This window comes from Noviherbaspirillum massiliense JC206 (assembly GCF_000312045.1).
In the GTDB taxonomy this organism is placed as follows: Bacteria; Pseudomonadota; Gammaproteobacteria; order Burkholderiales; family Burkholderiaceae_D; genus Noviherbaspirillum; species Noviherbaspirillum massiliense.
Genome location: NZ_HE978634.1, coordinates 3117298 through 3143037 on the forward strand (window position 1 = coordinate 3117298; position 25740 = coordinate 3143037).

Consider the following 25740-nt stretch of genomic DNA (forward strand, 5'->3'; position numbering starts at 1 on the left):
CGCTCCTTGAAGGTATTACTGGCCATTTGGCAAGGAGCGGCTAGTGTAGTGCCTGTGCGGAATTGTTGCTGGCGGCATGCAAAACCGGCAATGCCGTCCAGCACCAAATGCTACTTCAGCGCCTCTGGGTTCAGAATGTTTTTCGGCGCGCCGTTGGCGAAGTCGACCACGTTCTGGAAGGCGGCGCGGAAGTAGAGTTCATAGCTGTCCTGTTCCACGTAGCCGAGGTGCGGTGTCGCGAGCACGTTCTCCATCTGCAGCAAGGGCGAATCGGCGGGCAGTGGTTCGGTTTCGAACACGTCGAGCGCCGCGCGGCCGGGACGCCCCTGGCGCAGGGCAGCTTCGAGCGCGCCGGCTTCCACCAATTCGGCGCGGCTGGTATTGACGAACAGGGCGGACGGCTTCATGCGTGCGAGGTCGGCTGCGGTGACGATGCCGCGTGTCGCGTCGTTCAGGCGCAGGTGCAGGGACAGCACGTCGGCCTGCGCAAAGAATTCCTCCTTTGATGCCGCCGCCTGGTAGCCATCCTGCTGCGCCTTTTCCCGGCTCGGCTCGCGCCCCCAGACCAGGACTTTCATCCCGAATGTCTTGCCGTAGCCGGCCACCATACGCCCGATCTTGCCATAGCCCCAGATGCCGAGCGTCCTGCCCTTCACCACATTGCCGAGGAGATTATGTTCCGGCAGGAGCGAGGAAGCCTGCCAGGCGCCTTGCTTGAGGTTGGCCGCATAGGGGACAATGCGCCGGCTGGCGGCCATGATCAGGGCCCAGGTGAGTTCAGCCGGGGCGGTGGGGTCGCCCACGCCTTCCGCGATCGCGATGCCGTGTTCGGTCGCGGCCGCGACATCGATATGCCCGCTGACCTTGCCGGTCTGCGACAGCAGTTTCAGATTCGGCAGTTTGGCGAGCAGGTCGCGGGAAAAGGCGGTGCGCTCCCGGATCAGCACCAGCGCTTCATAGTCGCGCAGGCGCACGGCGAGCTGGCCAACGCCACGTGCCGAACTGGTCAATACCTTGACCTCGTGGCCTTGCAATAATCGAAAGCAGTCCAGATGGCGGACGCTGTCCTGGTAGTCATCGAGAATGGCGATTTTCATGGGCGTTTGTTTGTTTATGGCAACTTCAGTAAAAAAAGGACGTGTGTGCTAATAAACGGAATTCCCTACTACAAAACTCAACTATTTTCACTACATTTTTGTTACAAATCATTGAGATAGGGTAGTGCGACGTGTACAATCGGCCCCTTCTTCTCGCATTTTTTTGCAGGATTGCGAGCCCATTGGCCCTGAGCATTATCCATTTATCGGGCCTCGCGGTCACCACATCTGACCGCCTATCGACATGACCGCCGTACCGCTGGCGACGCGCCAGACGCATTTGACGACGATCCTGCCGTGCCGGGACAAGAGCAGAATTCTTTATTGGCATTGGAGGTAGTATGAATCAGCCCCTTATGGGTGGTGTTGCAGCAGTGAACCCACCTTCCTACGTTAAACAGCAAAAACTGATCAACTGGGTAGGCGAAATCGCCGCGCTTACCAAGCCGGACCGCATCTACTGGTGTGACGGCTCCCAGGAAGAATACGATCGCCTGTGTGCCCAGATGGTCGCTGCAGGCACCATGAAAAAGCTGAACGAAGCCAAGCGCCCGAACAGCTATCTCGCCTGCTCCGACCCGTCCGACGTCGCACGCGTGGAAGACCGCACCTTCATCTGCTCGCAAAAGCAGGAAGACGCCGGCCCGACCAACAACTGGATGGCTCCGGCCGAAATGCGCGCCACCCTGAACGGCCTGTTCGACGGCTGCATGCGCGGCCGCACCATGTATGTGGTGCCGTTCTCCATGGGCCCGCTCGGCTCGCCGATCGCCCACATCGGCGTCGAGCTGTCCGACTCCCCCTACGTCGCCGTCAACATGCGCATCATGACCCGCATGGGCAAGGCTGTGTATGACGTGCTCGGCACCGACGGTGAATTCGTCCCCTGTGTGCACACGGTCGGCAAGCCGCTGGCTGCCGGCGAGAAGGATGTGGCTTGGCCGTGCAATCCGACCAAGTACATCGTCCACTATCCCGAAACCCGCGAAATCTGGTCCTTCGGTTCCGGTTACGGCGGCAATGCGCTGCTCGGCAAGAAATGCTTCGCGCTGCGCATCGCTTCCACCATGGGCCGCGATCAGGGCTGGCTGGCCGAGCACATGCTGATCCTCGGTGTCGAGTCTCCGGAAGGCAAGAAGCACTATGTCGCCGCCGCTTTCCCGTCCGCCTGCGGCAAGACCAACTTCGCGATGCTGATCCCGCCGAAAGCCTTCAACGGCTGGAAAGTCACCACCATCGGCGACGACATCGCCTGGATCAAGCCTGGCAAGGATGGCCGCCTGTATGCGATCAACCCGGAAGCCGGCTACTTCGGCGTGGCCCCCGGCACCAATACCGCGACCAACTCCAACTGCATGGCTTCGCTCGGCGCCAACACCATCTTCACCAACGTCGCGCTGACCGACGACGGCGATGTCTGGTGGGAAGGCATGACCAAGGAAGCCCCGGCACACCTGATCGACTGGCAGGGCAAGGACTGGACGCCGCAGATCGCCAAGGAAACCGGCCGCAAAGCCGCGCACCCGAACGCCCGCTTCACCGTGGCCGCAACCCAGAACCCGGTAATCGATCCGGCCTGGGACGATCCGGCCGGCGTGCCGATTTCGGCCTTCATCTTCGGTGGCCGCCGCTCCACCACCGTGCCGCTGGTGACCGAGGCGCGCAACTGGGTCGAAGGCGTCTACATGGCTGCGACCATGGGCTCCGAGACGACTGCCGCCGCAACCGGCCAGCAGGGTGTGGTACGCCGCGACCCGTTCGCGATGCTGCCCTTTACCGGCTACAACATGAGCGATTACTTCCAGCACTGGCTCAACATGGGCAAGAAGATCGCCGCCTCATCCGCTGAATTGCCGAAGATCTATTGCGTGAACTGGTTCCGCACGGATGAAAACGGCAAGTTCGTCTGGCCGGGTTTCGGCGACAACATGCGCGTGCTGAAGTGGATGCTGGACCGCATCGAAGGCAAGGCTGGCGGTGTCGAGCATGTGTTCGGCATCACCCCGCGCTTCGAAGACCTGAAGTGGGATGGCATCGACTTCACCCGCGAACAGTTCGACCGGATCACGTCCATCGACAAGGCAGCGTGGCAGGCGGAACTGAAACTGCATGCGGAACTGTTCGACAAGCTGAAACACAACCTGCCGACGGAACTGGTATCGACCAAGGCGGAACTGGAGAAGCGACTGGCAGCCTGATGCAGGAACGCGCCTCCGCGCATTGCAGCACGGGGGTGGAGGAGACAATATAAAAAAGCGCGGCAGGGCAACCTGACCGCGCTTTTCATTTTCCGGCCGGCCGAAGCAGAGTGTAGGCTACCTCTGCCACGGACAGCGCCGGCTCACCGGTACAGGACTTCAGGCAGCCACAGGCCGATTCCCGGGAACATGTAGAGCAATACCAGTGCAATGATCTGGATCGCCATGAAGGGCATCATGCCGACAAAGATCTGGTTCAGCGTCACATGCGGCGGCGCCACGCCTTTCAGGTAAAAGGCCGACATCGCCACCGGTGGCGACAGGAAAGCGGTCTGCAGGTTGAGCGCCACCAGCAGGCCGAAGAACAGCGGGTCGATGTTGAAGTGGGCCAGCAGCGGCACGAAGATCGGCATGAAGATCACGATGATCTCGGTCCACTCCAACGGCCAGCCGAGCAGGAAGATGATGACCTGGGCCAGGATCATGAACTGCACCGGCGTCAGCTCCATCGACTTTACCCATGCGTTGACGATTTCCTGGCCGCCAAGCAGGGCAAAGGCGGCGGAGAAAATGCTCGAGCCGACGAACAGCCAGCACACCATGGCGCTGGTTTTTGCCGTCAGCAGCACCGATTCCTTCAGCACTGAGTAATTCAGCCTGCGGTAGGCCGCAGCCAGCAGCAGTCCGCCGAGCGAGCCCATCGCCGCCGCTTCGCTCGGCGTGGCAAGGCCGAACACGATCGTGCCGAGCACCGCGAGTATCAGCAGGGCAAGCGGGAAGAACGAACCAAGCAGCATCTTGAATACCTCGAGCCGCGCGAAACTGAGGAAGGCATAGAGAACCAGGAGGGCGGCCAGCCCGATGCCGAAGGCGATCCAGTAGGCTTGCGGCGCAGGCTGAGCATTTGCTGCCGCCTCCGGTGCGCCGGCAGCGGCCCCGCTCGGATCCTTGCCGTCGGATGTCTGCTCCGTTGCGGCATCGGCCTTCGCTGAACCTTCAGCGGGAGGCTCGGCCAGGCCCCCGCCTTCTGCCGGAGGTTCCGCCAAGCTGCCATCGGCCGGTGGCTCGGATAGTCCGCCATCCTGCTGCGCATCCGGCTCCTGTGCCCCGACACCCATTTCCACCAGACCGCTTTCCGCATGTTCCGCAGGTGCGGTCACGATGCGGTAAGTGAACCCCATCACGAGTGCAAATGCGAGTGCCGGCAGCAGCGCGATGCCGAGCTGGGACAGCAGGGTGGGCATCGGTACCGCGGCATTGCGTCGGCCCTTGAGGGCGCCGAGCAGGCCGGCGACGGCGTTGCGGCTGCCGCCACTGCGCATGATCGTATCGGCATGGGTTGGCAGCTTCACTTCCCGTTCCGCGGCGGAAAGCGGCGGCGCGGCCTCGGGCTTGAGCTTGGTGACGATGATGACATAGGCGACATACAGCGCCGCCAGCATGATGCCCGGGAAGAATGCGCCCGCATACAGCTTCACTACCGACACGCCGGCAGTGGCGCCATAGACGATGAGCAGCACCGAGGGCGGGATGAGGATGCCGAGGCAGCCGCCGGCGGTAATCGCGCCGGCCGACAGCCGGATGCTGTAGCCGGCCTTCAGCATGGCGGGAAAGGCAAGCAGGCCCATCAGCGTGACGACGGCGCCGACGATGCCGGTGGCAGTGGCAAAGATGGCGCAGGTGACGATGGTGGCGACGGCCAGCGAGCCGGGCATCCTCGCCATCGCCAGGTGCAGGCTCTTGAACAGCCGGTCGATCAGGTTGGCGCGTTCGACCAGGTAGCCCATGAAGACGAACAGCGGCACCGAGATCAGCACATCGTTGGACATGACCGAATATGCACGCTGCACCATCAGGTCGAGCGTCTGCTGCACCGCGATGTCGGGATTGACGCTGCGGTAGGCGAACCAGGTAAACATGACGCCCATGCCCATCAGCGTGAACGCGGTCGGAAAGCCGAGCATGATGGCCACCACGATCAGCGCCAGCATCAAGAGGCCGAGGTGGCCGTTGGTCATCTCCGAAGGCGACGGCATCAGCACGAACAGCCCGATCACGATCAGGACCATGATGCTCAGCCCGAACCAGACTTCCTTTCTCATTTTTTGCCCCCTGTCTTTGTCTGCCACGAGCCGGTCGAGCCGGGCGATATCCTCATCCTTCACGTGCACCATCTCCTTGAGCTTGTCGACGTCCACTTCCTCGACGTCTTCCTCGCGCGAAGGCCAGTAGCCCTGCTTCAGGCAGATGATGCAGCGCACGATCTCGACCAATCCCTGCAGCAGCAGGATGGCGCCGGCGATCGGGATGATCGTCTTGAACGGGTAGATGGGCGGGCCGTCGGCGGTGATGTTGGAATGCTCGTTGATGGCCCAGGATTCGGCGGCGTACTGATAGCCCGCCCATACCAAGGCAACCACGCCGGGAATGAAGAACAGGATGTAGAGGGCAAGGTCGAGCCCTGCCTGCAGGCGTGCCGGGAAAAAGCCGTACAGCACGTCGCCGCGCACATGGCCATTTTTCGAGAGTGTATAGGCGCCGGCCATCATGAACAGTGTCCCGTACAGCATGATCATGGCGTCGAATGCCCACGGATGGGGATTGTTGAGCGCATAGCGCGAAAACACTTCCCATGACACGAGGAAGGTGAGCGCCACGATCAGCCAGGAAAAGACACGGCCGACCGCAGTGCTGAGTTTGTCGATGAACAGCAAGAGCTTTTGCATGATGGAAGATCCCCTGGATTGATACGAGGCGGCATGCCGGCCGCCGTATCGACATGGCTGTCTGTCGGCATTGCGGCATTCATGCTCTGCGCGGCCTGTTTCCGCCTCCAAAAAAACACCATCCAGGGTGGCTGGATGGTGTGTCTTCTTCCGCTATCCTTTTCCGCGTCAGGCTTTCTTCGGGGAAGTCTTCTTGCTGCCGAAATAGTGGTTGTAGGCCATGCGGCGGTTGACGTTCGTATCCATGTCCCAGCGGGTGGCGCGTTCGGCAAAGCGGCGCTGCGATTCCAGGATTTCCTTGAACAGCGGATTTTCCTCCGCCTTCTTCTGCACCACCTGGTCGTAAGCTTCGAGCTGCTTTTGCAGCACCGCATCCGGGGTCTTGTAGAACTTCACATTGTCCTTGGTCTGCATCTCGAGGTAATCCTTCGAGTAGCGGTCGATCGCTTTCCAGGCCATGTCGGCGGACGCGGCTTCGGCGGCGTTATCCAGAATGGCGCGCAGCTTGCCCGGCAGGGCGTCGTACTTGGCCTTGTTGTACAAGACCTCGAACTGTTCCGCGTTCTGGTGATAGCTCTGCAGCATGCATACCTTGGACACGTCAGGGAAGCCGAGCACGCGATCGGAACTGGCATTATTGAATTCCGCCGCGTCGAGCAGGCCGCGGTCCATCGCCGGCACGATTTCGCCGCCGGGCAGCGCATTCACTGCCGCGCCCAGGCCGGTGAATACGTCGATCGAGATGCCTACGGTACGGAACTTGAGGCCCTTCATGTCTTCGGGCTTGGTGATCGGCTTCTTGAACCAGCCCAGCGGCTGGGTCGGCATCGGCCCATACGGGAAGGACACGACATTGGCGCCGATCGCCTGATAGACCTTCTGCAGCAATTCCTTTCCGCCGCCATACTTGTGCCAGGCCAGCAGCATGTTGGCATCCATGCCAAAGCCCGGGCCCGATCCCCACAGGGCAAGCGCTTGGTTCTTGCCATAGTGGTACACCATCACCCCATGACCGCCGTCCAGCGTGCCTTTCGAAACCGCTTCCAGCAGCCCGAAAGCCGGCACCACGGCGCCGGCCGGCAATACCTCGATCTTGAGTTCGCCGCCGGTCATGTCATTGACCTTCTTCGCGTAGTCGAGCGCGTATTCGTGGAAGATATCCTTGCTGGGCCAAGTGCTCTGGAAGCGCAACTGGGTCGGGGTCTGCGCGGTCGCAATCATCGGGAAGCTCAGCGCCGTGGCCGTGCCGGCGGCAGCCTTGCCGATAAAGCGTCGGCGGGAAGGGGCGGGGCGCTCGCTTGCGCGGTCCGCGGCTTTTCCAGTCTTTTTCATCATTTGTCTCCTAGTATGGTTTTGATAGTTTGATTATCGTCGTCCGTTTAAATGCACCTTCTTTTGATGGATGACAAAAGGACAACGTTGCAAGAATGCGCTTCTGGTTTTTCAAGTCAAGCCGCGGCGCAGCATTTTGGTGCAGGCACCGATATTGCTCGAAGGACAGGAAGAAAGGGCAGGAAACGGGGAGCGGGCAAGCAAGGAATTCGTACGCCTGCCGCCTGTTTTTATGCAATATAAAAAAGAAGTGGATACTTACAGCAGAGTGGCTTACCTGCGTTCGCATGAAATGCGTCGGGATGACGGCTGCCGGTCAAATAACGCTCCGGCATCCCGGCCAATGTCAGCGCAGCCCCCAAAGGTGCGCTTGCCAGCCAATGCCATTTTGTCTACCGTTCTCAATTTTTACGAGGAAGCTCTTATGGCCGCAAGCAGCCTGTTGGCGCTGATCGATGACATCGCAAGCCTCCTGGACGATGTTTCCGTGCTGACCAAGGTCGCCGCCAAGAAAACCACCGGCGTCCTTGGCGACGATCTTGCCCTGAATGCGCAACAGGTGACGGGCGTGCAGGCCGACCGTGAATTGCCGGTGGTGCTGGCGGTCGCCAAAGGCTCCCTCAAGAACAAGCTGATTCTCGTGCCGGCGGCGCTTGCCATCAGCGCCTTTGCCCCGTGGGCGGTAACGCCGCTGCTGATGCTGGGCGGCGCCTTCCTCTGCTACGAAGGCTTTGAAAAGCTGGCGCACAAGTTTTTGCACAATCAGGAAGACGATGAAACGCGCCATGTCGAGCGGGTGGAAGCGCTGGCCGACCCCAAGGTCGACGTGCTCGCCTTCGAACAGGAGAAGGTGAAGGGCGCCATCCGCACCGACTTCATCCTGTCCGCCGAAATCATCGCCATCACCCTGGGCGCCGTGGCGAACGCATCCTTTGCTGTTCAGGTCGCGGTCATGGCGGGTGTCGCCCTGCTCATGACGATTGGCGTCTACGGCGTGGTAGCCGGCATCGTCAAACTGGATGACGCCGGCCTTTACCTGAGCCGCAAGGAGGGCCGCGTCCAGCGCAGCCTCGGCAGAGCCATCCTGCGCGCCGCGCCTTACATGATGAAGAGCCTGTCCGTCCTGGGCACGGCAGCGATGTTCATGGTGGGCGGCGGCATCCTGATGCATGGCATACCCGCCGCCCATGAATTCCCCGAACACCTGGCGCAGGAAGCCGCCGCCATTCCGGGCATCGGCGGCATGCTGCACGCCCTGGCGCCGGTACTGCTCAATGCCGTCGCCGGCATTGTCGCCGGCGCACTGGTGTTGGCGGGCGTAAGCATCGTCGGCCGCGTTTTCCGGGCGGTGAGAGCACAGTCATGAAAGGCGCGGACAAGCTGTTCCGTCATCCCTTGCCGGGAATTCCGAAAAAAAAAGCGCGCCAAGGCGCGTTTTTTGCCTAGGCCGGCCCCGGTCAGAACCGGTATTTCACGCCGACCGAGACATTGGTCGACCGGTAATTCTCGTCCAGCATGTCATAGCGATAACGCTCGACTTCGCCGCGCAGCATGAGATTGCGCTGAATTTCATAGTCGAAGCCCATGCCGAAGAACGCCCCGGCCGCGCGCTCGCCCCGGCCCCGGGCATCGGCATCCGCGCCGGCAAGGTTCAGCCCGAAACGCGCGAAGCCCGACCAATCCTTGGCAAAAGGCAGGAAGCCGAGCGCATGCAGCCCGACGCCGCCCCTGATGCCGGTTGAGAAAACGCCTGCCGAATACGGATCGGCCCGGCCTAGGTCGAAATACACCATTTCGGTGGCAAAACTGGGGGTGAAGCGGTATCCGGCGTGTACCTTGAACCCGGTACTGTTGCCGCTGCAGTGAGGCATGCCGGCGCAATCCGAAAAGACGTTGCGGCCCATGGAAGCGCCGGCGTAGTAAGCCTGTGCGAAGGATGCGGAAGACGCGGCGAACAGGGCAGCGCCGAAGAGGAATTTTTTCATGATGGTTCAGGAAAAAAATGCTGCGCCGGAGAACGGCCGGTTGTCGGTAATTCAATTATAGGGAGGCAAAAAGGCCGCAATCCTATTTGTCCCAACATTTCGGATAAAAATCTTTCAAGTGAGGGCTTGCTAGGACGCCGGGCGCGATAAGTTCGAGAATCGGGTGTTGTATTCCGGTGTCGGTTTCATGTCAGAGCAGGGCCGACGCCGACGCCGAAAAATGTTGAGCGGATTCGTTGCGGACTGGTACCATACACGTCCATTGAAAACATTTGCCGGCGGTTGCCAACAAATTGGCGCAACAACCGCCTGTTTTCATTCCCATAGCAAGCAAACAACATGAAGTCTGAAAATACAGCGGTATATGATCTGGGCCTGCAGAAAGAGGTCGCGGAACTGATTGTGCAGGCGCTCAATCTGGACGTGGAGCCGGACGCCATCAATCCGGATGATCCGCTATACGGCGACGGTTTGGGGCTGGACTCGATCGACGTACTTGAGGTTGCATTGATGGTATCCAAGCGTTATGGCTTGCAGCTGAAGGCCAACAACGAAGACAACCATCGCATTTTCAGCTCGCTGCGCAGCCTCACCGAATACATCAGCGCGCAGAGATCCGCCTGATGTCGCAGGTGTTTCGGTCCGGCCGGTGGATCGCCGGCATGACGCTGGCAGTCGCTTATGCGCTGCTTGCGCACTACACCAACATCGCGCAAACCGAAACCCTGGGCACCGCCGTCGCACTCGCGCCGATCGTGCTGGCCGCGCTTTCGATGGCCTGGCATGCGCGCCACCGGGGCGTCATGCTGTTCCTGTTCCTCCTCGCCTGCGTTGCCCTGCTGCTCGCATGGCATCCACTGGAACATCATTTCAACCAGATTTACTGGATGGAGCATGCGGGAACGCAGCTCTTCCTCTGCACCCTGTTCGGACGCACCTTGGGTCCGGGCCGGGAACCGTTGTGCACCAGCTTCGCGAAAACAGTGCATGGCCCGCTCACGCCGGCGCTCGAACGCTATACCCGGCAGGTGACGAAGGCATGGGTGGTGTTTTTCAGCCTCATGTCAGCGACCTCGACCGCCATCTTCTTCCTGGCGTCGCTTTCGACCTGGTCGGCCTTTGCCAATTTCTTCACCGCTCCGCTGATCGGCCTGATGTTCGTCGGCGAGTACCTGGTGAGGCGTCGCCGGCATCCGCACATGCGGCATGCGCACATCCTGGACGGAGTAAAAGCCTTCTGGAAAGCATCTGCCGGTTAAGCCCGCGTAGCCGCGAATCAAGTCCTCATCATGCCCACTTTTCCCCTGATTACCCATGAGCACGCCGACAGCGTGTTCGCCTGGCGCGACGGCCATCCGCTCAGCGCGGCGCGCTTCCTGTCCGATGTGATGCAGCTTTCCCGGCAATTGCCCGCGGGCCGGCACATGCTCAATGCCTGCCAGGACCGCTACCGGTTCACGGTGGGACTGGCGACAGCCCTGGTCGGCAACAAGGTCAGCCTGCTGCCGTCGACGCAGACGCCGGAAATGATCCGGCAACTGTCGCAGTTTGCGCCGGATGCGTTCTGCCTGACCGATAGCCGCGACTGTGCGATCGCGCTGCCGCAAGTCCATTTTCCGGACTTCAGCGAGCAGGACAATAGGAGTACGGAATTCAGCGTGCCGCACATCGACGCCGATCAGCTGGTCGCCTATGTCTTCACTTCCGGCTCCACCGGCACGCCGGTCCCGCACCGGAAAACCTGGGGCGCGCTGGTGCGCAATGTGCAGTCCGAAGCCCAGCTGTGCGGCGTGAACGATGGCCGCCCGCATGCGGTGATCGGCACCGTGCCCGCACAGCACATGTACGGCTTCGAATCGACGGTATTGATGGTGATGCAAAGCGCGAATGCGCTGGTGGCCGGGCAATTCTTCTATCCGGCCGACATCTGCAGCCTGATCGCTTCCGTGCCGCACCCGCGCGTCCTGGTGTCGACGCCGGTCCATATGCGCTCGCTGATCAGCGCCGGGCTGGATGTACCGACCGTGGATCTGATCCTGTCGGCGACCGCCCCCTTGTCCCTGCCGCTGGCGCAGGAGCTGGAAGCGAAACTCCAGGCCCCGTTGCTGGAAATCTACGGCAGCACCGAAACCGGCCAGATCGCCGTCCGCAATTCCACCCGCACTCAGGAATGGACCCTGTTTTCCGGCGTGCGCATGCGCCAGGAAGGCGAAGTGACCTGGGCTTTTGGCGGCCACGTGGAACAGCCGACGCCGATGAATGACGTGATCGAGATGGTCGGCGATGACCGCTTCCTGCTGCACGGACGCATGGCCGACCTCATCAATATCGCCGGCAAGCGCAATTCGCTGGCTTACCTGAACCTGCAACTGAATTCGATTCCCGGCGTGCTCGATGGCGCCTTCTTCATGCCGGATGAAACGGCGCCCGATGGCGTGACGCGCCTGACCGCCTTCGTGGTGGCACCGCAACTGACAGCGCCAGCACTGATGGCAGCCTTGCGCGAGCGCATCGATCCCGTCTTCCTGCCGCGGCCCCTGCACTTCGTCGATGCGCTGCCGCGCAATGCCACCGGCAAGCTCCCGCGCGAAGCCTTGCAGGCGCTGGCCTTTTCCCGGGCCGGACAAGCCACGGAAGGGAATGCGGCATGAGTCCTGCGATGACTCGCGGCCAGGCCATGCTCCCGATTGCGCCGGAGCATCCGGCCTACGCCGGCCATTTCCCGGGCATGCCCATTCTTCCGGGCGTGGTTCTGCTGGATGAAGCACTGCACGCGGTCGGTGCGCTGATCGGCGCGGACTTGTCGGCCTGCGAGCTGGGCAGCGTGAAGTTCCTCAGTGCGGTCAGGCCGGGCGAACCGCTCGCAGTGCGCCACGAGATGCAACACAGCGGCACTATCCGCTTCGACATCTTCAGCGGGGAACGCAAGGTGGCAAGCGGTGCCATTCGCACTGCCTGTGCCGGATAGACAGCAATGATTTCTTCCGACCGGAACAGCGCCGCCTGGCTGCAGCGTCCCGAACGCAGCAACATGCTGATGCTGCGCATCATGACCTGGATTTCGCTGCGCCTCGGCCGGCGCGCCGGCCGCACGGTGCTGCATCTGATCGCCGGTTATTTCCTGCTGTTCGCCCCGGCCAGCCGCGCCGCCTCGCGCCACTACCTGCGCCGCATCCTGCAGCGCCCGGTGCGCTGGCAGGATATCTACAAACATTTCTTCTGGTTCGCATCCACCATCCACGACCGGGTGTACCTGCTCAATCAGCGCTTCGATCTGTTCGACATCAGGGTGCATGGCGAAGACCTGATGCGACAGGCCGTAGCGAGCGGCCAGGGCCTGTTCCTGTTCGGGGCGCACATGGGGAGTTTCGAAGTGATCCGCGCCATAGGCCGGCGTCATGCCGGACTGCGTGTGGCGATGGCGATGTATGAAGAGAATGCGCGCAAGATCAATGACATGCTGGCGGCGATCAACCCCGACGCGAAACAGGATGTGATCGGCCTTGGCCACATCGATTCGATGCTGAAAGTCAGCGAGCAGATGGAGCGCGGCACGCTGGTCGGCATGCTGGCCGACCGCAGCCTGGGCAATGATGCGATGCTGCCGGTGTCGCTGCTCGGCAGCTCCGCGCAGCTGCCGCTGGGGCCGTTCCGCATGGCGGCGATCCTGCGCAAGCCGGTGATCTTCATGACTGGCCTGTACCTCGGCGAGAATCGCTACGAAATCCATTTCGAACAACTTGCCGATTTCTCCGCGATCCCGCCGGGACAGCGCCAGACGGAAATCCGGCGCGCCATGACGCGCTATGCGGAATTGCTCGAACAATACTGCAGGCAGGCGCCTTGCAACTGGTTCAACTTCTTCGATTTCTGGCAAACTGCGCCTACCACCGGCAAAGAGGATTGACATGATTGCTGCATCATTGCGGCCGGGCCTGCAGCGCAGGCTGGCTTCCCTGGCATTGTCGCTGGCCGTGCTCGCGCCTGGCCTGGCCCTGGCTGCCGACTGGGATATCGACCAGCTGATGCAGTCGCTGGCCAGGACCAGGTCAGGGCGCGCCGGCTTCACCGAGAAGAAATATCTTTCCATGCTCGACCGGCCGGTCGAGTCCTCCGGCGAGCTGACCTATATGGCACCCGACCACCTCGAACGCCGCACCCTCAAGCCGCGGCCGGAAAACATGATCATCGACGGCAATGTGCTGGTCATCGAGCGCGGGAAGCAAAGGCATACGGTGCAGATGCAGGACTATCCGGAGCTGGCGGGATTCATCGACAGCATTCGCGGCACCCTGGCCGGCGACCGCAAGGCCCTTGAGCGTTCGTTCAGATTGAAACTGGAAGGCCCGGCGGAACGCTGGACGCTGTCGCTGACGCCGGTTGACGCCAGGCTCGGAACCAGCATCCACCTGATCCGCATCACGGGCAACCGCGACAATGTGCGCAGCATGGAAATCATCCAGACCGACGGCGACCGCTCGGTCATGACGATCGAACGGATCGCATCCCAATGAAGCAGCCCGGTTCGCAAGGGCGCCGGCTGCCCATCGCGCTCTGGCTGGCCGGCGTCATCATCTGCTGCATCGTCATCGCGCGCACCACCTTCACCGCCGACCTGTCGGCCTTCCTGCCGCAGACGCCAAGCAAGGAACAGCAGGTCTTGCTCGACCAGTTGCGCGACGGCGTGGTATCGCGCCTGATCCTGATCGGCATCGAAGGCAGCGATGCAGCCAAACGCGCCGCGTTGTCGAAGGACATGGCAAAGCGCCTGCGCGGCAGTTCCGCCTTCGTAACCATCAACAACGGCGAGCCGGTCAATAACGAGCGCGATCAGGCTTACCTGTTCGGCAACCGCTACCTGCTCAGTCCCGTCGTGACGCCGCAGCATTTCACCGTGGACGGGTTGAATGAAGCCATCGGCAATACCATCGACCTGCTGGCCTCACCGGCCGGCATGCTGATCAAGCCGCTGCTGCCGCGCGACCCGACCGGCGAAACCATCGAGCTGTTCAACCGGATGAATGGCGGCAACCGCCCGCAGATGAACAACGGCGTCTGGGCTTCGCGCGACGGCACGCGCGCGGTGCTGCTGGCCCAGGCCCGCGCCGCCGGTGCCGATACCGACGGCCAGCAGCAGGCGATGCAGGAAATCCGGCAAGCCTTCGAGGCCGCCGTGCGCGAGCAGGGCGCAGCCGATGCACGTCTGATGATGACCGGGCCCGGCGTGTTCTCGGTCCAGTCGCGGCAGACGATAGAGAGTGAAGTGACGCGCCTGTCGATCATCAGCACACTCATCATCGTCAGCCTCCTGCTCATGGTGTACCGCTCCTTCACCGCCCTGGCGCTCGGACTGCTGCCGGTCGTCTCCGGTGCGCTGGCGGGCGTGGTCGCGGTCAGCCTCGGCTTCGGCCTGGTGCATGGCATTACGCTCGGCTTCGGCACCACACTGATCGGGGAAGCAGTCGACTATTCGATCTACCTGTTCGTCCAGTCACGGCAGAAGACAGGCGCCGCGGACGCAGCGGGCGCAACGGGGAACTGGGTCGCGCAGTTCTGGCCGACCATTCGCCTCGGCGTCCTGACTTCCATCGTCGGATTTTCCTCGCTGCTGCTGTCGAGCTTTCCCGGGCTGGCGCAGCTCGGCCTGTATTCGATCGCCGGCCTGGTGGCCGCCGCCACCGTCACCCGTTTCGTGCTGCCTTACCTGCTGCCGGACGGCTTCCGCATCCGCGACGTCTCCGCCATGGGCCGGCGCCTGTCCGGCATTGCGCGCCGCATGCCGGCATTGCGCTGGCCCCTGATCGTGGTGGCGCTGGCGGCCTGCGTGGTGCTGGCACAGCACCACGCCACGCTGTGGAATACCGAACTGTCATCACTGAGCCCGGTGTCGCAGGCCGATCAGGCCATCGACGCAAAGCTGCGTGCCGACATGGGTGCGCCGGACGTGCGCTACATGATCGCGATCTCCGGTCCGAGCCGCGAAGCCGTGCTGCAATCGGCCGAGCAGGTCACGGCGCAGTTGCAGCCGCTGGTGGAGAAGGGCATGCTGGCCGGCTTCGAGAGCCCCAGCCTTTATCTGCCAAGCATCGCTACCCAAAAGGCGCGCCAGGCCAGCCTGCCGCCGGCCGGCGAGCTGGAGCAGCACCTGCAGCAGGCGGTCTCCGGCCTGCCGGTACGCGCCGGCCTGTTCCAGCCCTTCCTCGCCGATGTCGCCGCCGCCAAGGCCCGCGCGCCGCTGCAGCGCGCCGACCTCGACCGGACCTCGCTGGCGCTGGCCGTCGATTCACTGCTGTTCCAGCGCGGCACGCGCTGGAATGCGCTGCTGCCGCTGACCGCGCCGCCCCAGTCTGCAAGCCTCGCCGTCGAGCCGGTGCGTGCCGCGCTGAGCGCAGCTGGTCAGCCGAACGCCTTGTTCGTCGACCTGAAGGCGGAATCCGACAACCTGTATTCCGGCTATCTGCGCGAAGCGATCATCTACTCGCTCGGCGGCCTGGCCGGCATCGTGGCGCTGCTCCTGCTCGCCCTGCGCTCGCCGCGCAAGGTGGCGCACGTGTTGCTGCCTCTGTTTGCCACCGTGGTCACGGTGGTGGCAATCCTGGCATTGTCCGGCCAGCGCCTGACCATCCTGCACCTGATCGGCCTGCTGCTGATCGTGGCAGTCGGCTCCAACTATGCGCTGTTCTTCAGCGGCGGGGACGATTCCTCCGCGGAGATTCTGCCGCAGACCCTGACTTCGCTGGTGTTTGCCAACCTGACCACGGTGGCCGGTTTCGGTATCCTCGGCTTTTCCCAGGTGCCGGTCCTGAATGCAATCGGCAGCACCGTCGGACCCGGCGCGGTGCTGGCGCTGGTGTTTGCGGCGAGCTTCGGCGGCAAACGATCCGCTCCCGGGGCGGGCCACTGAGCGATGCGCATCCTGCATAACTTCGCCGGCCTGGAGGGGCGCGCAGCGACGCTCGCGATCCTGCTGCCGGGCGCGCTGCAGCAGCCGGAAGATCTGGTGGAGGCCGGCTTCATCGATGCAGTGCGGCGGCGCGGGCTGGAGCTGGACCTCGCGCTGGCCGACCTCGGCATCCGCTATATCGGCGAGACCACCGATGGCACGGCCCTGCAGCGGCTGCATGAGGAAGCGGTGCTGCCGGCGCGATCGCAAGGCTATGACGCCGTCTGGCTGGCCGGCATTTCCATCGGCGGCTTCATGGCGATGGCTTATGCCGACCGCCATCCTGGCATGGTCGACGGCTTGTGCCTGCTCGCGGCCTACCCGGGCAACCGCATCCTGACGCGGGCCATCCGGGAAGCCGGCGGGATCGAACAATGGCAAGCCGGTACGGACGAGGGCGAGGATGGCGAAGTCCAGGTCTGGCGGTGGATCAAGGCGATACGGGGAGCATCGACGCCGCAGATCTTCTTCGGCTATGGCCGGGAAGACCGCTTCGCCTCGGGCCAGGAACTGATGGCCGAGTCCCTGGCATTCGCGCATGTGGATGTGGTCGCGGGCGGGCATGACTGGCCGGCCTGGCAACAACTATGGAACGATTTTCTCGACCGCATCGCAGCATCCAGAAACAAGGACACCAGGCAATGACACCCGATCAAGCGCTGCGCTGGCGCATGCCCCTGCTGCTGCGCATCAGTCTTGTCCTGCATGTATCCATGCTGATTGCCGTCCTGGTCGATCCGGGTTGGTGGCGCTGGGTACTGGCAGCTTTCCTTGCCAATCATGCAGTGATCACGCTGGTTGGCTTGTGGCCACGCAGCACCTGGCTCGGCGCCAACTGGACGAGATTGCCGCCTGCTGCGGCAGCGCGCGGTGAAATCGCACTGACGATCGACGACGGGCCGGACCCGGAAGTGACGCCGCAGGTGCTCGAGCTGCTGGATGCGCATGGCGTGAAGGCGACATTCTTTTGCATCGGCGATAAGGCTGCGCGCCATCCCGACCTGTGCGAGGCGATCGTCATGCGCGGCCATGCGGTGGAAAACCACAGCCAGCATCACTACCATCATTTTTCCCTGCTCGGCATGGACGGCCTGAAGCGCGAGGTCCAGGCCGCCCAGGACACCCTTACGGCGATCACCGGCCGCCGCCCGCAGTTCTTCCGTGCCCCGGCCGGCTTGCGCAATCCCTTCCTCGATCCGGTGCTGGCCCGCCTCGGGCTGCGCCTTGCTGCCTGGACACGGCGCGGCTATGATACGCGCACCCCGGATCCGGCCCTCGTGAGCCGCAGGCTGATGCGCGATGTGAAAGCCGGTGCCATCCTGCTGCTGCATGATGGCAATTGCGCACGTACTGCAGACGGGGCTCCCGTGATCCTTGCCGTGTTGCCAAACCTGTTTGAAGCCGCTCACAAGTCCGGCCTGCGTTTCGTCACCCTGTCTTCCGCTTTGTCTTCCGCCCATCCATGACCAAACAATTCGTCAAAAGCCTGATCGATAACGCCACCGCGCCTTACCGTTCCGCCGGCCGCTTCGCCTGGCATTTCGCCCGCGGCAAGCTCGGCGGCGACCCGGTATTTGCCGGATTGCTCGAGCATGGATTGATTCCGGACCGCGCCCGCATCCTCGACATCGGCTGCGGCCAGGGCTTGCTCGCTTCCTGGCTGCTCACGGCCAAGGCCATGCATGAGCAGGGCAACTGGCCGGCGCACTGGCCGAAGGCGCCCAACCCGACATCGATCCACGGCATCGAACTCATGCCGCGCGATGTGGAGCGGGCGCAGCGCGCGCTGGGCGATGCCGCGACCTTCACCGTCGGCGACATGTGCAAGACGGATTTCGGCAAGGCCGATGCAGTCGTGATCCTCGATGTCCTGCATTACGTGAGCTACGAAGCGCAGAATGATGTCCTGCGCCGGGTGCGCGATGCGCTCGCGCCTTCGGGCACCCTGATCCTGCGCGTGGGCGATGCAAATGGCGGCCTGCCGTTCAAGTTCAGCGTGTGGGTCGATCACCTCGTCACGTTCGTGCGCGGACACCGCAACAGCCGCCTGTACTGCCGGCCGCTGGCGGAATGGCGACTTGCCTTGTTGGGCCTCGGATTCAACGTCGAAACACTTCCGATGAACCAAGGCACGCCGTTTGCCAATATCTTGCTGATTGCAAAACTCGGCGGAAAAGCCGTCGTCCAGGCAGCCTGAGGCGCATGGCAGCAAACCTGGACAGAACGGCACGAACAGCAGGCAGGAACGTCTGCCGGCGGTTCCGCCGTGATGACAATGGCCCGTCTGGCAAGGGTATTGCGGACAACAGCAGCGTTTTGCCCGGCACCCTGAGTTTGTTAAAATCGGTCGGCTACGATAACCCTTTGTAAGTTCTGACTTGAAACCGCTCCTCCTCTCGCATTTCACCGCGGCCAGCTGCATCGGCCTCGGTCTCTCCCCAACCCTGGAGGCGCTGCGGCAACGCAAGAGCGGCTTGAAGCATTGCGATTTCGACACGGTCGACCTCGATACGTATATCGGCGAAGTCGATGGTGTCGACGAGGTCGCGGTACGACCGGACCTGCAAGCCTACGATTGCCGCAACAACCGTCTGCTGCAGCTGGCGCTGGAGCAGGATGGCTTCGCCGAAGCAGTAGAAGCCGCCGCCGCGAAGCATGGCGCCGACCGCATCGGCGTATTCCTCGGCACCAGCACTGCCGGCATCCTGCAGACCGAGCTGGCGTACCGGCAACGTGACGCATCCGGCGCACTGCCTTCCAGCTTCATCTACGGCACGACCCACAACACCTTCTCCGCCGCCGATTTCGCACACCGCTACTTCCGCCTGACCGGACCGGCCGCCGCCATTTCCTCGGCCTGTTCTTCCAGCGCCAAGGTATTTGCTTCCGCGCGGCGCATGATCGAAGCCGGCCTGATCGATGCCGCCGTGGTCGGCGGCGTGGACACGCTGTGTCTGACGACGCTGTACGGATTCAATTCCCTCGGCCTGACCTCGCCCTGGCCCTGCCGTCCCTTTGATGCGGAACGCAGCGGCATTTCGATCGGCGAAGCAGCCGCGGTGGTGCTGCTGGAACGCATGCCGGACAGCGCGGATGCCGACGCGGTGCTGTTGCTCGGCATCGGCGAATCGAGCGATGCCTACCATATGTCCTCGCCGCATCCGGAAGGGCTGGGCGCGCAGATCGCGATGCAGAATGCGCTGGCCACGGCGCAGCTTGCGCCGGAACAGATCGATTACATCAACCTGCATGGCACCGCCACCGTCAGCAATGACGCCTCCGAAGGCAAGGCAGTGGCGGCGCTGTTCGGTTCTTCCACGCCGTGCAGTTCGACCAAGGGCGCAACCGGCCATACTCTGGGCGCGGCCGGCGGCCTCGAAGCCATCATTTGCGCACTCGCCCTGCGCCACGGCCTGATGCCGGGCGGACTCAACACCACGCACCTCGATCCGGAGCTGCATGTGAATTACCTGCTCGACAACCGCACGCAGCGCATCGAACGGGCGCTCAGCAATTCCTTCGGGTTCGGCGGCACCAATTGCAGCCTCATCTTCGGCCGCGCATCATGACCACTCTTAGTGCTTATATCGAAGGCATCGGCCTGATCGGGCCCGGATTGTCGGGCTGGGAAAGCAGCCGCGGCGTGCTTGCGGGGAAAGCCGACTACGCCTATCAAAAGGCCGTGCTGCCGGCACCGGCCTCGCTGCCGCCCGCGGAACGACGCCGCTGCGGCCCGATCGTCAAGCTGTCGCTGGCGGTCGGCCAAGAAGCCGCGGCCATGGCCGGGCTCGATGTGAAAAGCCTGCAGGCGGTGTTTGCCGCTTCCGGCGGCGATGGCGCCAATTGCCATGAAATCTGCGAAATGCTCGCTTCCGACGACCGCCAGATTTCGCCAACCCGCTTTCACAATTCCGTACATAACGCCGCGGCCGGCTACTGGAGCATTGCCACCGGCGCGATGGCTTCTTCCTCGGTCCTGTGCGGCTACGACGCCAGCTTCGGTGCCGGCCTGCTGGAAGCAATGACACAGGTGGCGGTCGACCGCACGCACTCGCTGCTGATTGCCTGCGACACCACGTATCCCGAACCCCTGCATGCAGCCCGGCCCATCCCCGACGAGTTCGGTATCGGCCTCGCACTGGCGCCGCAACCCAGCGCCCGATCACTGGCAGAGATTCGCGTCGCGCTCACCAGCTCGCCCGCCGAACGGATGGCCGATGCCGGGCTGGAAAGCATGCGGACCGCCATCCCCGCGGCGCGCAGCCTGCCGCTGCTGCGCGCGCTTGCACGACATGAAACAGCGAAGCTGGTGATCGATTACCTGGACGGCACACGCCTGTCAGTGGAAGTGATGCCGTGCTAGACCGCGCCTGGATCGCCGCCCGCATCCCGCATCAGGACAGCATGTGTCTGCTGGATGCGGTGGAAGAGTGGAGCGATGAGCACGTGCGCTGCCGCGCGAGCAGCCACCGCGCAGCCGACAATCCCTTGCGTGCCCATGACAGGCTGGCCGCCGCATGCGGGATCGAATATGCGGCGCAGGCGATGGCAGTGCACGGCGCGCTGACAGCGCAGCAGGATGCTCGACCGCGCGCCGGCTTCCTGGCCAGCCTGCGCGGCGTGAAGCTGCACGTCGGCCGACTGGACAACATCGCCGCCGACCTGATGATCGAAGTGCGGCGTTTCAGCGGTGACGGCAACAATGTCCTGTACGATTTTTCGATCCTCTCCGAAGGACGCATGCTGCTGGAAGGCCGGGCAGCGGTGATCATCAATGCCGATGCGGCCAGCGTCCTGTAAGCAGCACACATCTCAAACACCATGGCAAATCCAGCGAAAATCTCCGGCGCCGGCAGCAATACATCCGTCAAGAAGCGCGCCCTCGTCACCGGCGGCAGCGGCGCCATCGGCGCTGCAATCTGCCGCAGCCTGGCAGCCGATGGCCATCATGTCCTCATTCATGCGAACCGGCGGCGCGAGGCGGCACAGGCAGTCGCCGACGAAATCGTCGCGCAGGGCGGGAGCGCGGAAGTGCTGGTGTTCGACGTGACCGATGCGCATGCGGTGACCTCGGTACTGCAGCCATTGGTCGACGATGAGCCTATCCAGATCTTGGTCAACAATGCCGGCATCCATGACGACGCGGTGTTTCCCGGTATGCAGCCGGAGCAATGGCATCGCGTGATCGACGTCTCGCTCAACGGCTTCTACAACGTTACCCACGCGCTGATGATGCCCATGATCCGCAGCCGCTGGGGCCGCATCATCAACATGTCCTCGGTGTCCGGCCTCACCGGCAACCGCGGCCAGGTGAATTACTCCGCCGCCAAGGGCGCACTGAACGCCGCCACCAAGTCGCTGGCCCTGGAAGTCGCCAGCCGCGGCATCACAGTCAATGCGATTGCCCCGGGCATCATCGAGAGCGAAATGACCGAAGGCGCGTTCGATGCGCAGACGATCAATCAAATGGTGCCGATGAAGCGCGCCGGCAAACCGGAAGAAGTCGCCGACCTCGTCAGCTTCCTCGCCTCGCCGCGCGCGGCGTACATCACCGGGCAGATCATTTCGATTAACGGCGGGTTGATTTAGGGCGCAGCAATCCTGCTTCCTTTAGCGTTTCAAGGCTTTTTGCTCTTAATCCGCTTCTGACGCTGCCGAAAAAGCAGGTGGCAAATCGGATCAAGAAGCGAACGTTGTCTGAGCGAAGCGAGCTTCGTTCGCTTCCCGATTTGTCGATTGCTTTTTCGGAAACCCGAAGGGCAGCGGCTGCGCGGTCGCCTTTCTTTGCTTACTTTCTTTGGCGAAGCAAAGAAAGTGAGTGGCCGCCGGGCCACCCCCGGCAAGTCTCCATGAAGAGGCACCTGCGCTATGCAACGAACGTCACTGGGTTCCCCCTTGCAGGGCGCGTTTGCGCTTGCAAGCGCAAACCGTTCCGCAAGCGGGCAGCATGCTGTCCGAATTCCCTGCGAAACCCTACGCGGGAACGACAGGCAAGTTTTGTTTGTATAAGGGGATTTACTCCGCCTGCACCACCTTACTTCTCCCCGCCACCGCCTCCTGAATCTCCTCCAGCCTCCTGCCTCGCGTATCAACCCCGCTACGCACCAGCATGATGGCCGACACCGCCATCGGCACCGCAATGAACAGCGCGGAGAAAGCAAGATCGCTGAACAGCCCGAGCACGCCGCAGGCCGCGCCAAGAATTCCGCCCATCTTGGAACCGGCAGCAATCACGCCCGATCCGGTCGCACGCAAATGCACCGGATAGATTTCCGCTGCGTAGGGAATCAGCATTGCAATCACGCCGCTGGCGCTGATCAGCAGCAGTACGGTTGCAGTCGCCATTGCCGCCGCGGAGTTCAGATGAAGCAGACCGAGCAGCAGGAAGGCCAGCAGCGACAGGGTGGTAAGCACGATGAACAGCACCAGGGCCTTGATGCTGCTCCAGCGGTGATAGAGCCAGATGACCAGCGCGATGCCGGGCAAGGCGAGGAAAGCGGAGCGTGCCAGCAGCGCACTGGCTGCGCTGGCATCCATGCCCATGCTGCGCAGATTGGTCGGCAGCCACAGCAGGAAACCGAAATTCACCAGGCCCCAAGCGACGCCGCACACCAGGAGACCCCAGGTGAGGTTGGCATAGGCGCCGCGCAGGAGTTGCAGGAATCCGGCCTTGTCCTTCGCCATGCCGGCTTCCGGCGCATGGGTGGCATCGCCGTCGTCGCTGTCGAGCACGCCGGCGAATTTCGCCAGCACCGCGCGCGCTTCATTCTTCAGCCCGGCATTCGCGAGGAAGCGCGGCGACTCGGGAATATAGCGGTCGAGGAAAATGATCAGCGCGCCGGTCGGCAAGCCCAGCAGCCACAGCACGCGCCAGCTGAACAGCGGCTCGATCAGGCTGGCCGCGCCAGCAGCGACGAGATAGCCGGCGGACGTGCCGACACCGCCCAGCGCCACCAGCAGCCAGCCGCGGTGAGTGGCGGGAATCATCTCTGCCATCAGGGTGAAGGTAATCGGCAGCAGGCCGCCTGCGGATGCGCCCATCAGGAAGCACATCACCAGGTTCCATTCGAAGGAAGGCATGGCACCGCAGATCGCAGTGCCGATGAACATCAGCGCCGACAGCAGGATCGCCGCACGCCGGCCGAAGGAGTCGGCCAGCCGACCCCAGAGGATGGAGCCGACGGTGGTACCGGTCAGCGCCACCAGTGCCAGGAAGCCGGCGGTCTCCTTGCTGATTTCATATTCCTTCGTCACGCCGGGCATCACGAAGCCGAGCGTGGCCGGCTTCATCACATCGACGGTCAGGGCCACGACCAGCACCAGCACCAGCTTCCAGTGCTCGCGGTTGAGCGCCGCGCCATCGGCAATATGGAAGTGCAACTGGTGGCCGCATTGCAGGTTTTGCCGCATCTGATCGATCCTCGGCATGAGGCCGTATGCAGCGAGCAGGAGTCCGACCGGGATCACCACCATGCCCGCCAGCATCGCCGGGTCCATCGGCATGCCCACCATCTGGTAATCCATGTAAGAGGCATGGATGAACATCGGTATGTGCGCCAGCACGCCGGCGACCAGCGCCGCGCAGCCAAGCCAGAAAGCGACGGGATGGTGGAAGGAGAGGCCGTTGGATTTCATGGTGTGCTCGTGTCGTTATTGCCGTTCATTCGGTCTATGCCAGCAAGATGCGCCTTGTGCATGCTGCGTTGGCAAGCGCGGCGCGCACGCGGCGGAACCTGGTTCGTCCTCCGGATTGTTTGCTCGGATGTTTGCTCAGGCCAGCTTGCGCACCAGCAGCAGCGGCAGGCGCAGGACGAAACCGAGGAAGAGGCGGGTATGCATCCAGGTGAGCAGGGTGTTGTCCCGCAGATAGCGGAAGTGCGACACGCCGCCTTCTTCCGGGCTGAAATACCGCACCGGCGCCGGCAGGTTGACTGGCCGCACGCCGCGCCAGCACAGGCGCACCACCGCTTCCGGATCGAAGTCAAAGCGGCGCATCCAGCGCTGGCGCCGCATCACTGTGCGCAGCGGCTCGATCGGATAGACGCGAAATCCGAACAGCGAATCGCCGATGCCGGCCCATAGGGTTTCCAGGTTGGCCCACCAGTTCGAGACTTGCCGGCCCTTGACGCGCAGGCTGGGCGCGCTGGCATCAAAGACCGGCAGGCCGAGCACCATGCAGCCCGGCTTGCGATTCGACTCTTTCATGAAGTCCGGGATCAGCTGGGCCGGATGCTGGCCATCCGAATCCATGGTCAGCGCATGGGTAAAGCCTTGCGCCGCGGCCTGGTCGAGGCCATGCAATACCGCCGCGCCCTTTCCCATGTTGGCCGGCAGGGCGATCACCTTCAGGCCGGGATCGTCCGCAGCCATGTGTTCCAGGCCTTCCCTGGTGCCGTCGGTGCTGCCGTCGACCACTACCCATACCGGGTTCCAGTACTGGCGTGCGGCGCGTACGGTTTCATACACTTTCGGGCCGGGGTTATAGCTGGGGATCAGCACCAGATGCGTGGGGGAAGGAGAATTCATCAAGCGTTTCGGAAAAATTGGAAGTGAGTCAGCCGACCGTTTGCGGCTCCCGCGCCCGCGCCGGCTCGGCATGGTCGCCCAGCTCGCTGACGAAGTACTGTTCCAGCTCGGTCATGAAGGCAGCGCTGTCGGCGGGCGCTTCGAAGCGGCGGCCGAGCCGAACCCGGTAGTACATCGGCAGGACGGGCTTCTTGTAGACGGGCCAGCCCTTGGTGAGGAAGCGGGAATCGGTTTCGATGAACACAGTCTGCACCTGGGCTTTCGCGCGGTTCGCGATCACGCCGATGCTGCCCTTGAGCGGACCGATCGGCTGGCGCACGGTACGGGTGCCTTCCGGGAACAGCAGCAGGTGGCTGCCGCGCTGCAGGTCCTGCACCGCCAGCATGATCATGCGCCGCAGCGATTCATTGCGGATGTAACGCGCCAGCCGGGCGCCCGCGCCAAGGAAGATATTGTTGATGACCGTGGCTTTCATGATGCATGCCACGTCAGGCAGGCGCGACACGATCAGTACCGCGTCCCAAAGCGATGGATGATTGGGCGCGATGATCAGCGATTTTTCATGACGCAGCGCGTCGAGCTCCTTGAGATCGAAGCGGAAGCGGCCCGACAGCTTGAGGCAGCCGAGGAAAAAGCGGAATCCCGCCATGATGACGAAGCGGCCCAGCGGCCGGCCCACCTCACGTGGCAGCAAGGGCTGCAGGACCACGGCAAACAGTGTCCACAGCAGGGAAAGCAGGCCGAACCAGAACAGGCCGAGGTAGAAGACCGCGTATCCGTATACCGACAGGACAATACGCAAAAAAGATTTCATGATGTCATTACCACACTTCCGTTAAACCGCCGCCGCCATGTCTGCATGCCTTCGTCGGCAATGGCAGCGGCGGGAAAGCATGATAAAGGAAGCCGTGCCGCTTGGCGCTGTCTAAATCG

At 62.9% G+C, this 25740-nt stretch carries 21 protein-coding genes and 2 pseudogenes; 15 read left to right on the forward strand and 8 right to left on the reverse strand.

Annotated elements, in window-relative coordinates:
• Positions 1-110: 110 nt before the first annotated feature.
• Positions 111-1097 (reverse strand): D-2-hydroxyacid dehydrogenase family protein, encoded by a 987-nt coding sequence (locus HGHM_RS15280; RefSeq protein ID WP_019142420.1) that lies wholly within the window; start codon positions 1095-1097, stop codon positions 111-113.
• 341 nt (positions 1098-1438) lie between these two features.
• On the opposite strand from HGHM_RS15280, the gene HGHM_RS15285 reads away from it, so the two are divergent.
• The gene (locus HGHM_RS15285; protein ID WP_026076077.1) at positions 1439-3295 is read left to right on the forward strand and encodes a phosphoenolpyruvate carboxykinase (GTP); all 1857 of its coding nucleotides are present in this window, start codon (positions 1439-1441) and stop codon (positions 3293-3295) included.
• A 143-nt stretch (positions 3296-3438) separates the two neighbouring features.
• Here HGHM_RS15285 and HGHM_RS15290 read toward each other — a convergent pair whose 3' ends face one another.
• The 3 genes and pseudogenes from HGHM_RS15290 to HGHM_RS15295 all read right to left on the reverse strand — a co-directional run bounded on the left by HGHM_RS15290 (position 3439) and on the right by HGHM_RS15295 (position 7353).
• Positions 3439-5397, reverse strand: a complete 1959-nt coding sequence (locus tag HGHM_RS15290) for a TRAP transporter large permease (protein ID WP_026076078.1) — start codon at positions 5395-5397, stop codon at positions 3439-3441.
• Positions 5392-6021: pseudogene (locus HGHM_RS23750) on the reverse strand (TRAP transporter small permease subunit); the annotation flags it as partial. The pseudogene HGHM_RS23750 and the gene HGHM_RS15290, both read right to left, overlap by 6 nt.
• 168 nt (positions 6022-6189) lie before the next feature.
• Complete coding sequence (locus HGHM_RS15295; RefSeq protein ID WP_026076079.1) at positions 6190-7353, reverse strand: TRAP transporter substrate-binding protein; 1164 nt, start codon at positions 7351-7353, stop codon at positions 6190-6192.
• 424 nt (positions 7354-7777) lie between these two features.
• On the opposite strand from HGHM_RS15295, the gene HGHM_RS15300 reads away from it, so the two are divergent.
• A complete protein-coding gene (locus HGHM_RS15300; RefSeq protein WP_026076080.1) occupies positions 7778-8719 on the forward strand; it encodes a DUF808 domain-containing protein in 942 nt (313 codons plus the stop codon).
• A 91-nt stretch (positions 8720-8810) separates the two neighbouring features.
• On the opposite strand, the gene HGHM_RS15305 is transcribed toward HGHM_RS15300, so the two are convergent.
• Positions 8811-9338, reverse strand: a complete 528-nt coding sequence (locus tag HGHM_RS15305) for an outer membrane beta-barrel protein (RefSeq protein WP_019142425.1) — start codon at positions 9336-9338, stop codon at positions 8811-8813.
• A 339-nt stretch (positions 9339-9677) separates the two neighbouring features.
• On the opposite strand from HGHM_RS15305, the gene HGHM_RS15310 reads away from it, so the two are divergent.
• The 13 genes and pseudogenes from HGHM_RS15310 to fabG all read left to right on the forward strand — a co-directional run bounded on the left by HGHM_RS15310 (position 9678) and on the right by fabG (position 21870).
• Positions 9678-9962, forward strand: coding sequence for a phosphopantetheine-binding protein (locus HGHM_RS15310; protein WP_019142426.1), 285 nt, complete (start codon positions 9678-9680; stop codon positions 9960-9962).
• A complete protein-coding gene (locus HGHM_RS15315) occupies positions 9962-10597 on the forward strand; it encodes a COG4648 family protein (protein ID WP_019142427.1) in 636 nt (211 codons plus the stop codon). Before HGHM_RS15310 ends, HGHM_RS15315 begins: the two co-directional genes overlap by 1 nt.
• 30 nt (positions 10598-10627) lie before the next feature.
• Positions 10628-12306, forward strand: a pseudogene (locus tag HGHM_RS15320) (AMP-binding protein).
• A 6-nt stretch (positions 12307-12312) separates the two neighbouring features.
• Positions 12313-13245, forward strand: coding sequence for an LpxL/LpxP family acyltransferase (locus tag HGHM_RS15330; protein ID WP_019142430.1), 933 nt, complete (start codon positions 12313-12315; stop codon positions 13243-13245).
• Between the two features lies 1 nt (position 13246).
• Complete coding sequence (locus HGHM_RS15335; protein ID WP_019142431.1) at positions 13247-13852, forward strand: LolA family protein; 606 nt, start codon at positions 13247-13249, stop codon at positions 13850-13852.
• Positions 13849-16242 (forward strand): MMPL family transporter, encoded by a 2394-nt coding sequence (locus HGHM_RS21485; protein WP_019142432.1) that lies wholly within the window; start codon positions 13849-13851, stop codon positions 16240-16242. The genes HGHM_RS15335 and HGHM_RS21485 overlap by 4 nt, the downstream gene beginning before the upstream one ends.
• Before the next feature lie 3 nt (positions 16243-16245).
• The gene (locus HGHM_RS15345) at positions 16246-16926 is read left to right on the forward strand and encodes an alpha/beta fold hydrolase (RefSeq protein WP_019142433.1); all 681 of its coding nucleotides are present in this window, start codon (positions 16246-16248) and stop codon (positions 16924-16926) included.
• Entirely contained in the window at positions 16923-17747 is an 825-nt protein-coding gene (locus HGHM_RS15350; RefSeq protein WP_019142434.1) for a polysaccharide deacetylase family protein, read from the forward strand. Before HGHM_RS15345 ends, HGHM_RS15350 begins: the two co-directional genes overlap by 4 nt.
• Positions 17744-18478, forward strand: a complete 735-nt coding sequence (locus tag HGHM_RS15355) for a class I SAM-dependent methyltransferase (RefSeq protein WP_019142435.1) — start codon at positions 17744-17746, stop codon at positions 18476-18478. The genes HGHM_RS15350 and HGHM_RS15355 overlap by 4 nt, the downstream gene beginning before the upstream one ends.
• A gap of 181 nt (positions 18479-18659) precedes the next feature.
• Positions 18660-19850, forward strand: a complete 1191-nt coding sequence (locus tag HGHM_RS15360) for a beta-ketoacyl-[acyl-carrier-protein] synthase family protein (RefSeq protein WP_019142436.1) — start codon at positions 18660-18662, stop codon at positions 19848-19850.
• A complete protein-coding gene (locus HGHM_RS15365; protein WP_019142437.1) occupies positions 19847-20644 on the forward strand; it encodes a beta-ketoacyl synthase chain length factor in 798 nt (265 codons plus the stop codon). Before HGHM_RS15360 ends, HGHM_RS15365 begins: the two co-directional genes overlap by 4 nt.
• Before the next feature lie 41 nt (positions 20645-20685).
• Positions 20686-21081, forward strand: a complete 396-nt coding sequence (locus HGHM_RS15370; RefSeq protein ID WP_245549273.1) for a 3-hydroxylacyl-ACP dehydratase — start codon at positions 20686-20688, stop codon at positions 21079-21081.
• Between the two features lie 21 nt (positions 21082-21102).
• Positions 21103-21870, forward strand: a complete 768-nt coding sequence (fabG, locus tag HGHM_RS15375) for a 3-oxoacyl-ACP reductase FabG (protein ID WP_019142439.1) — start codon at positions 21103-21105, stop codon at positions 21868-21870.
• Between the two features lie 426 nt (positions 21871-22296).
• Here fabG and HGHM_RS15380 read toward each other — a convergent pair whose 3' ends face one another.
• The 3 genes from HGHM_RS15380 to HGHM_RS15390 all read right to left on the reverse strand — a co-directional run bounded on the left by HGHM_RS15380 (position 22297) and on the right by HGHM_RS15390 (position 25621).
• The gene (locus HGHM_RS15380) at positions 22297-23916 is read right to left on the reverse strand and encodes an MFS transporter (protein ID WP_019142440.1); all 1620 of its coding nucleotides are present in this window, start codon (positions 23914-23916) and stop codon (positions 22297-22299) included.
• Positions 23917-24051: 135 nt separating this feature from the next.
• Positions 24052-24807, reverse strand: coding sequence for a glycosyltransferase family 2 protein (locus HGHM_RS15385; RefSeq protein WP_019142441.1), 756 nt, complete (start codon positions 24805-24807; stop codon positions 24052-24054).
• Positions 24808-24835: 28 nt separating this feature from the next.
• Complete coding sequence (locus HGHM_RS15390) at positions 24836-25621, reverse strand: lysophospholipid acyltransferase family protein (protein WP_034348562.1); 786 nt, start codon at positions 25619-25621, stop codon at positions 24836-24838.
• Positions 25622-25740: the final 119 nt, after the last annotated feature.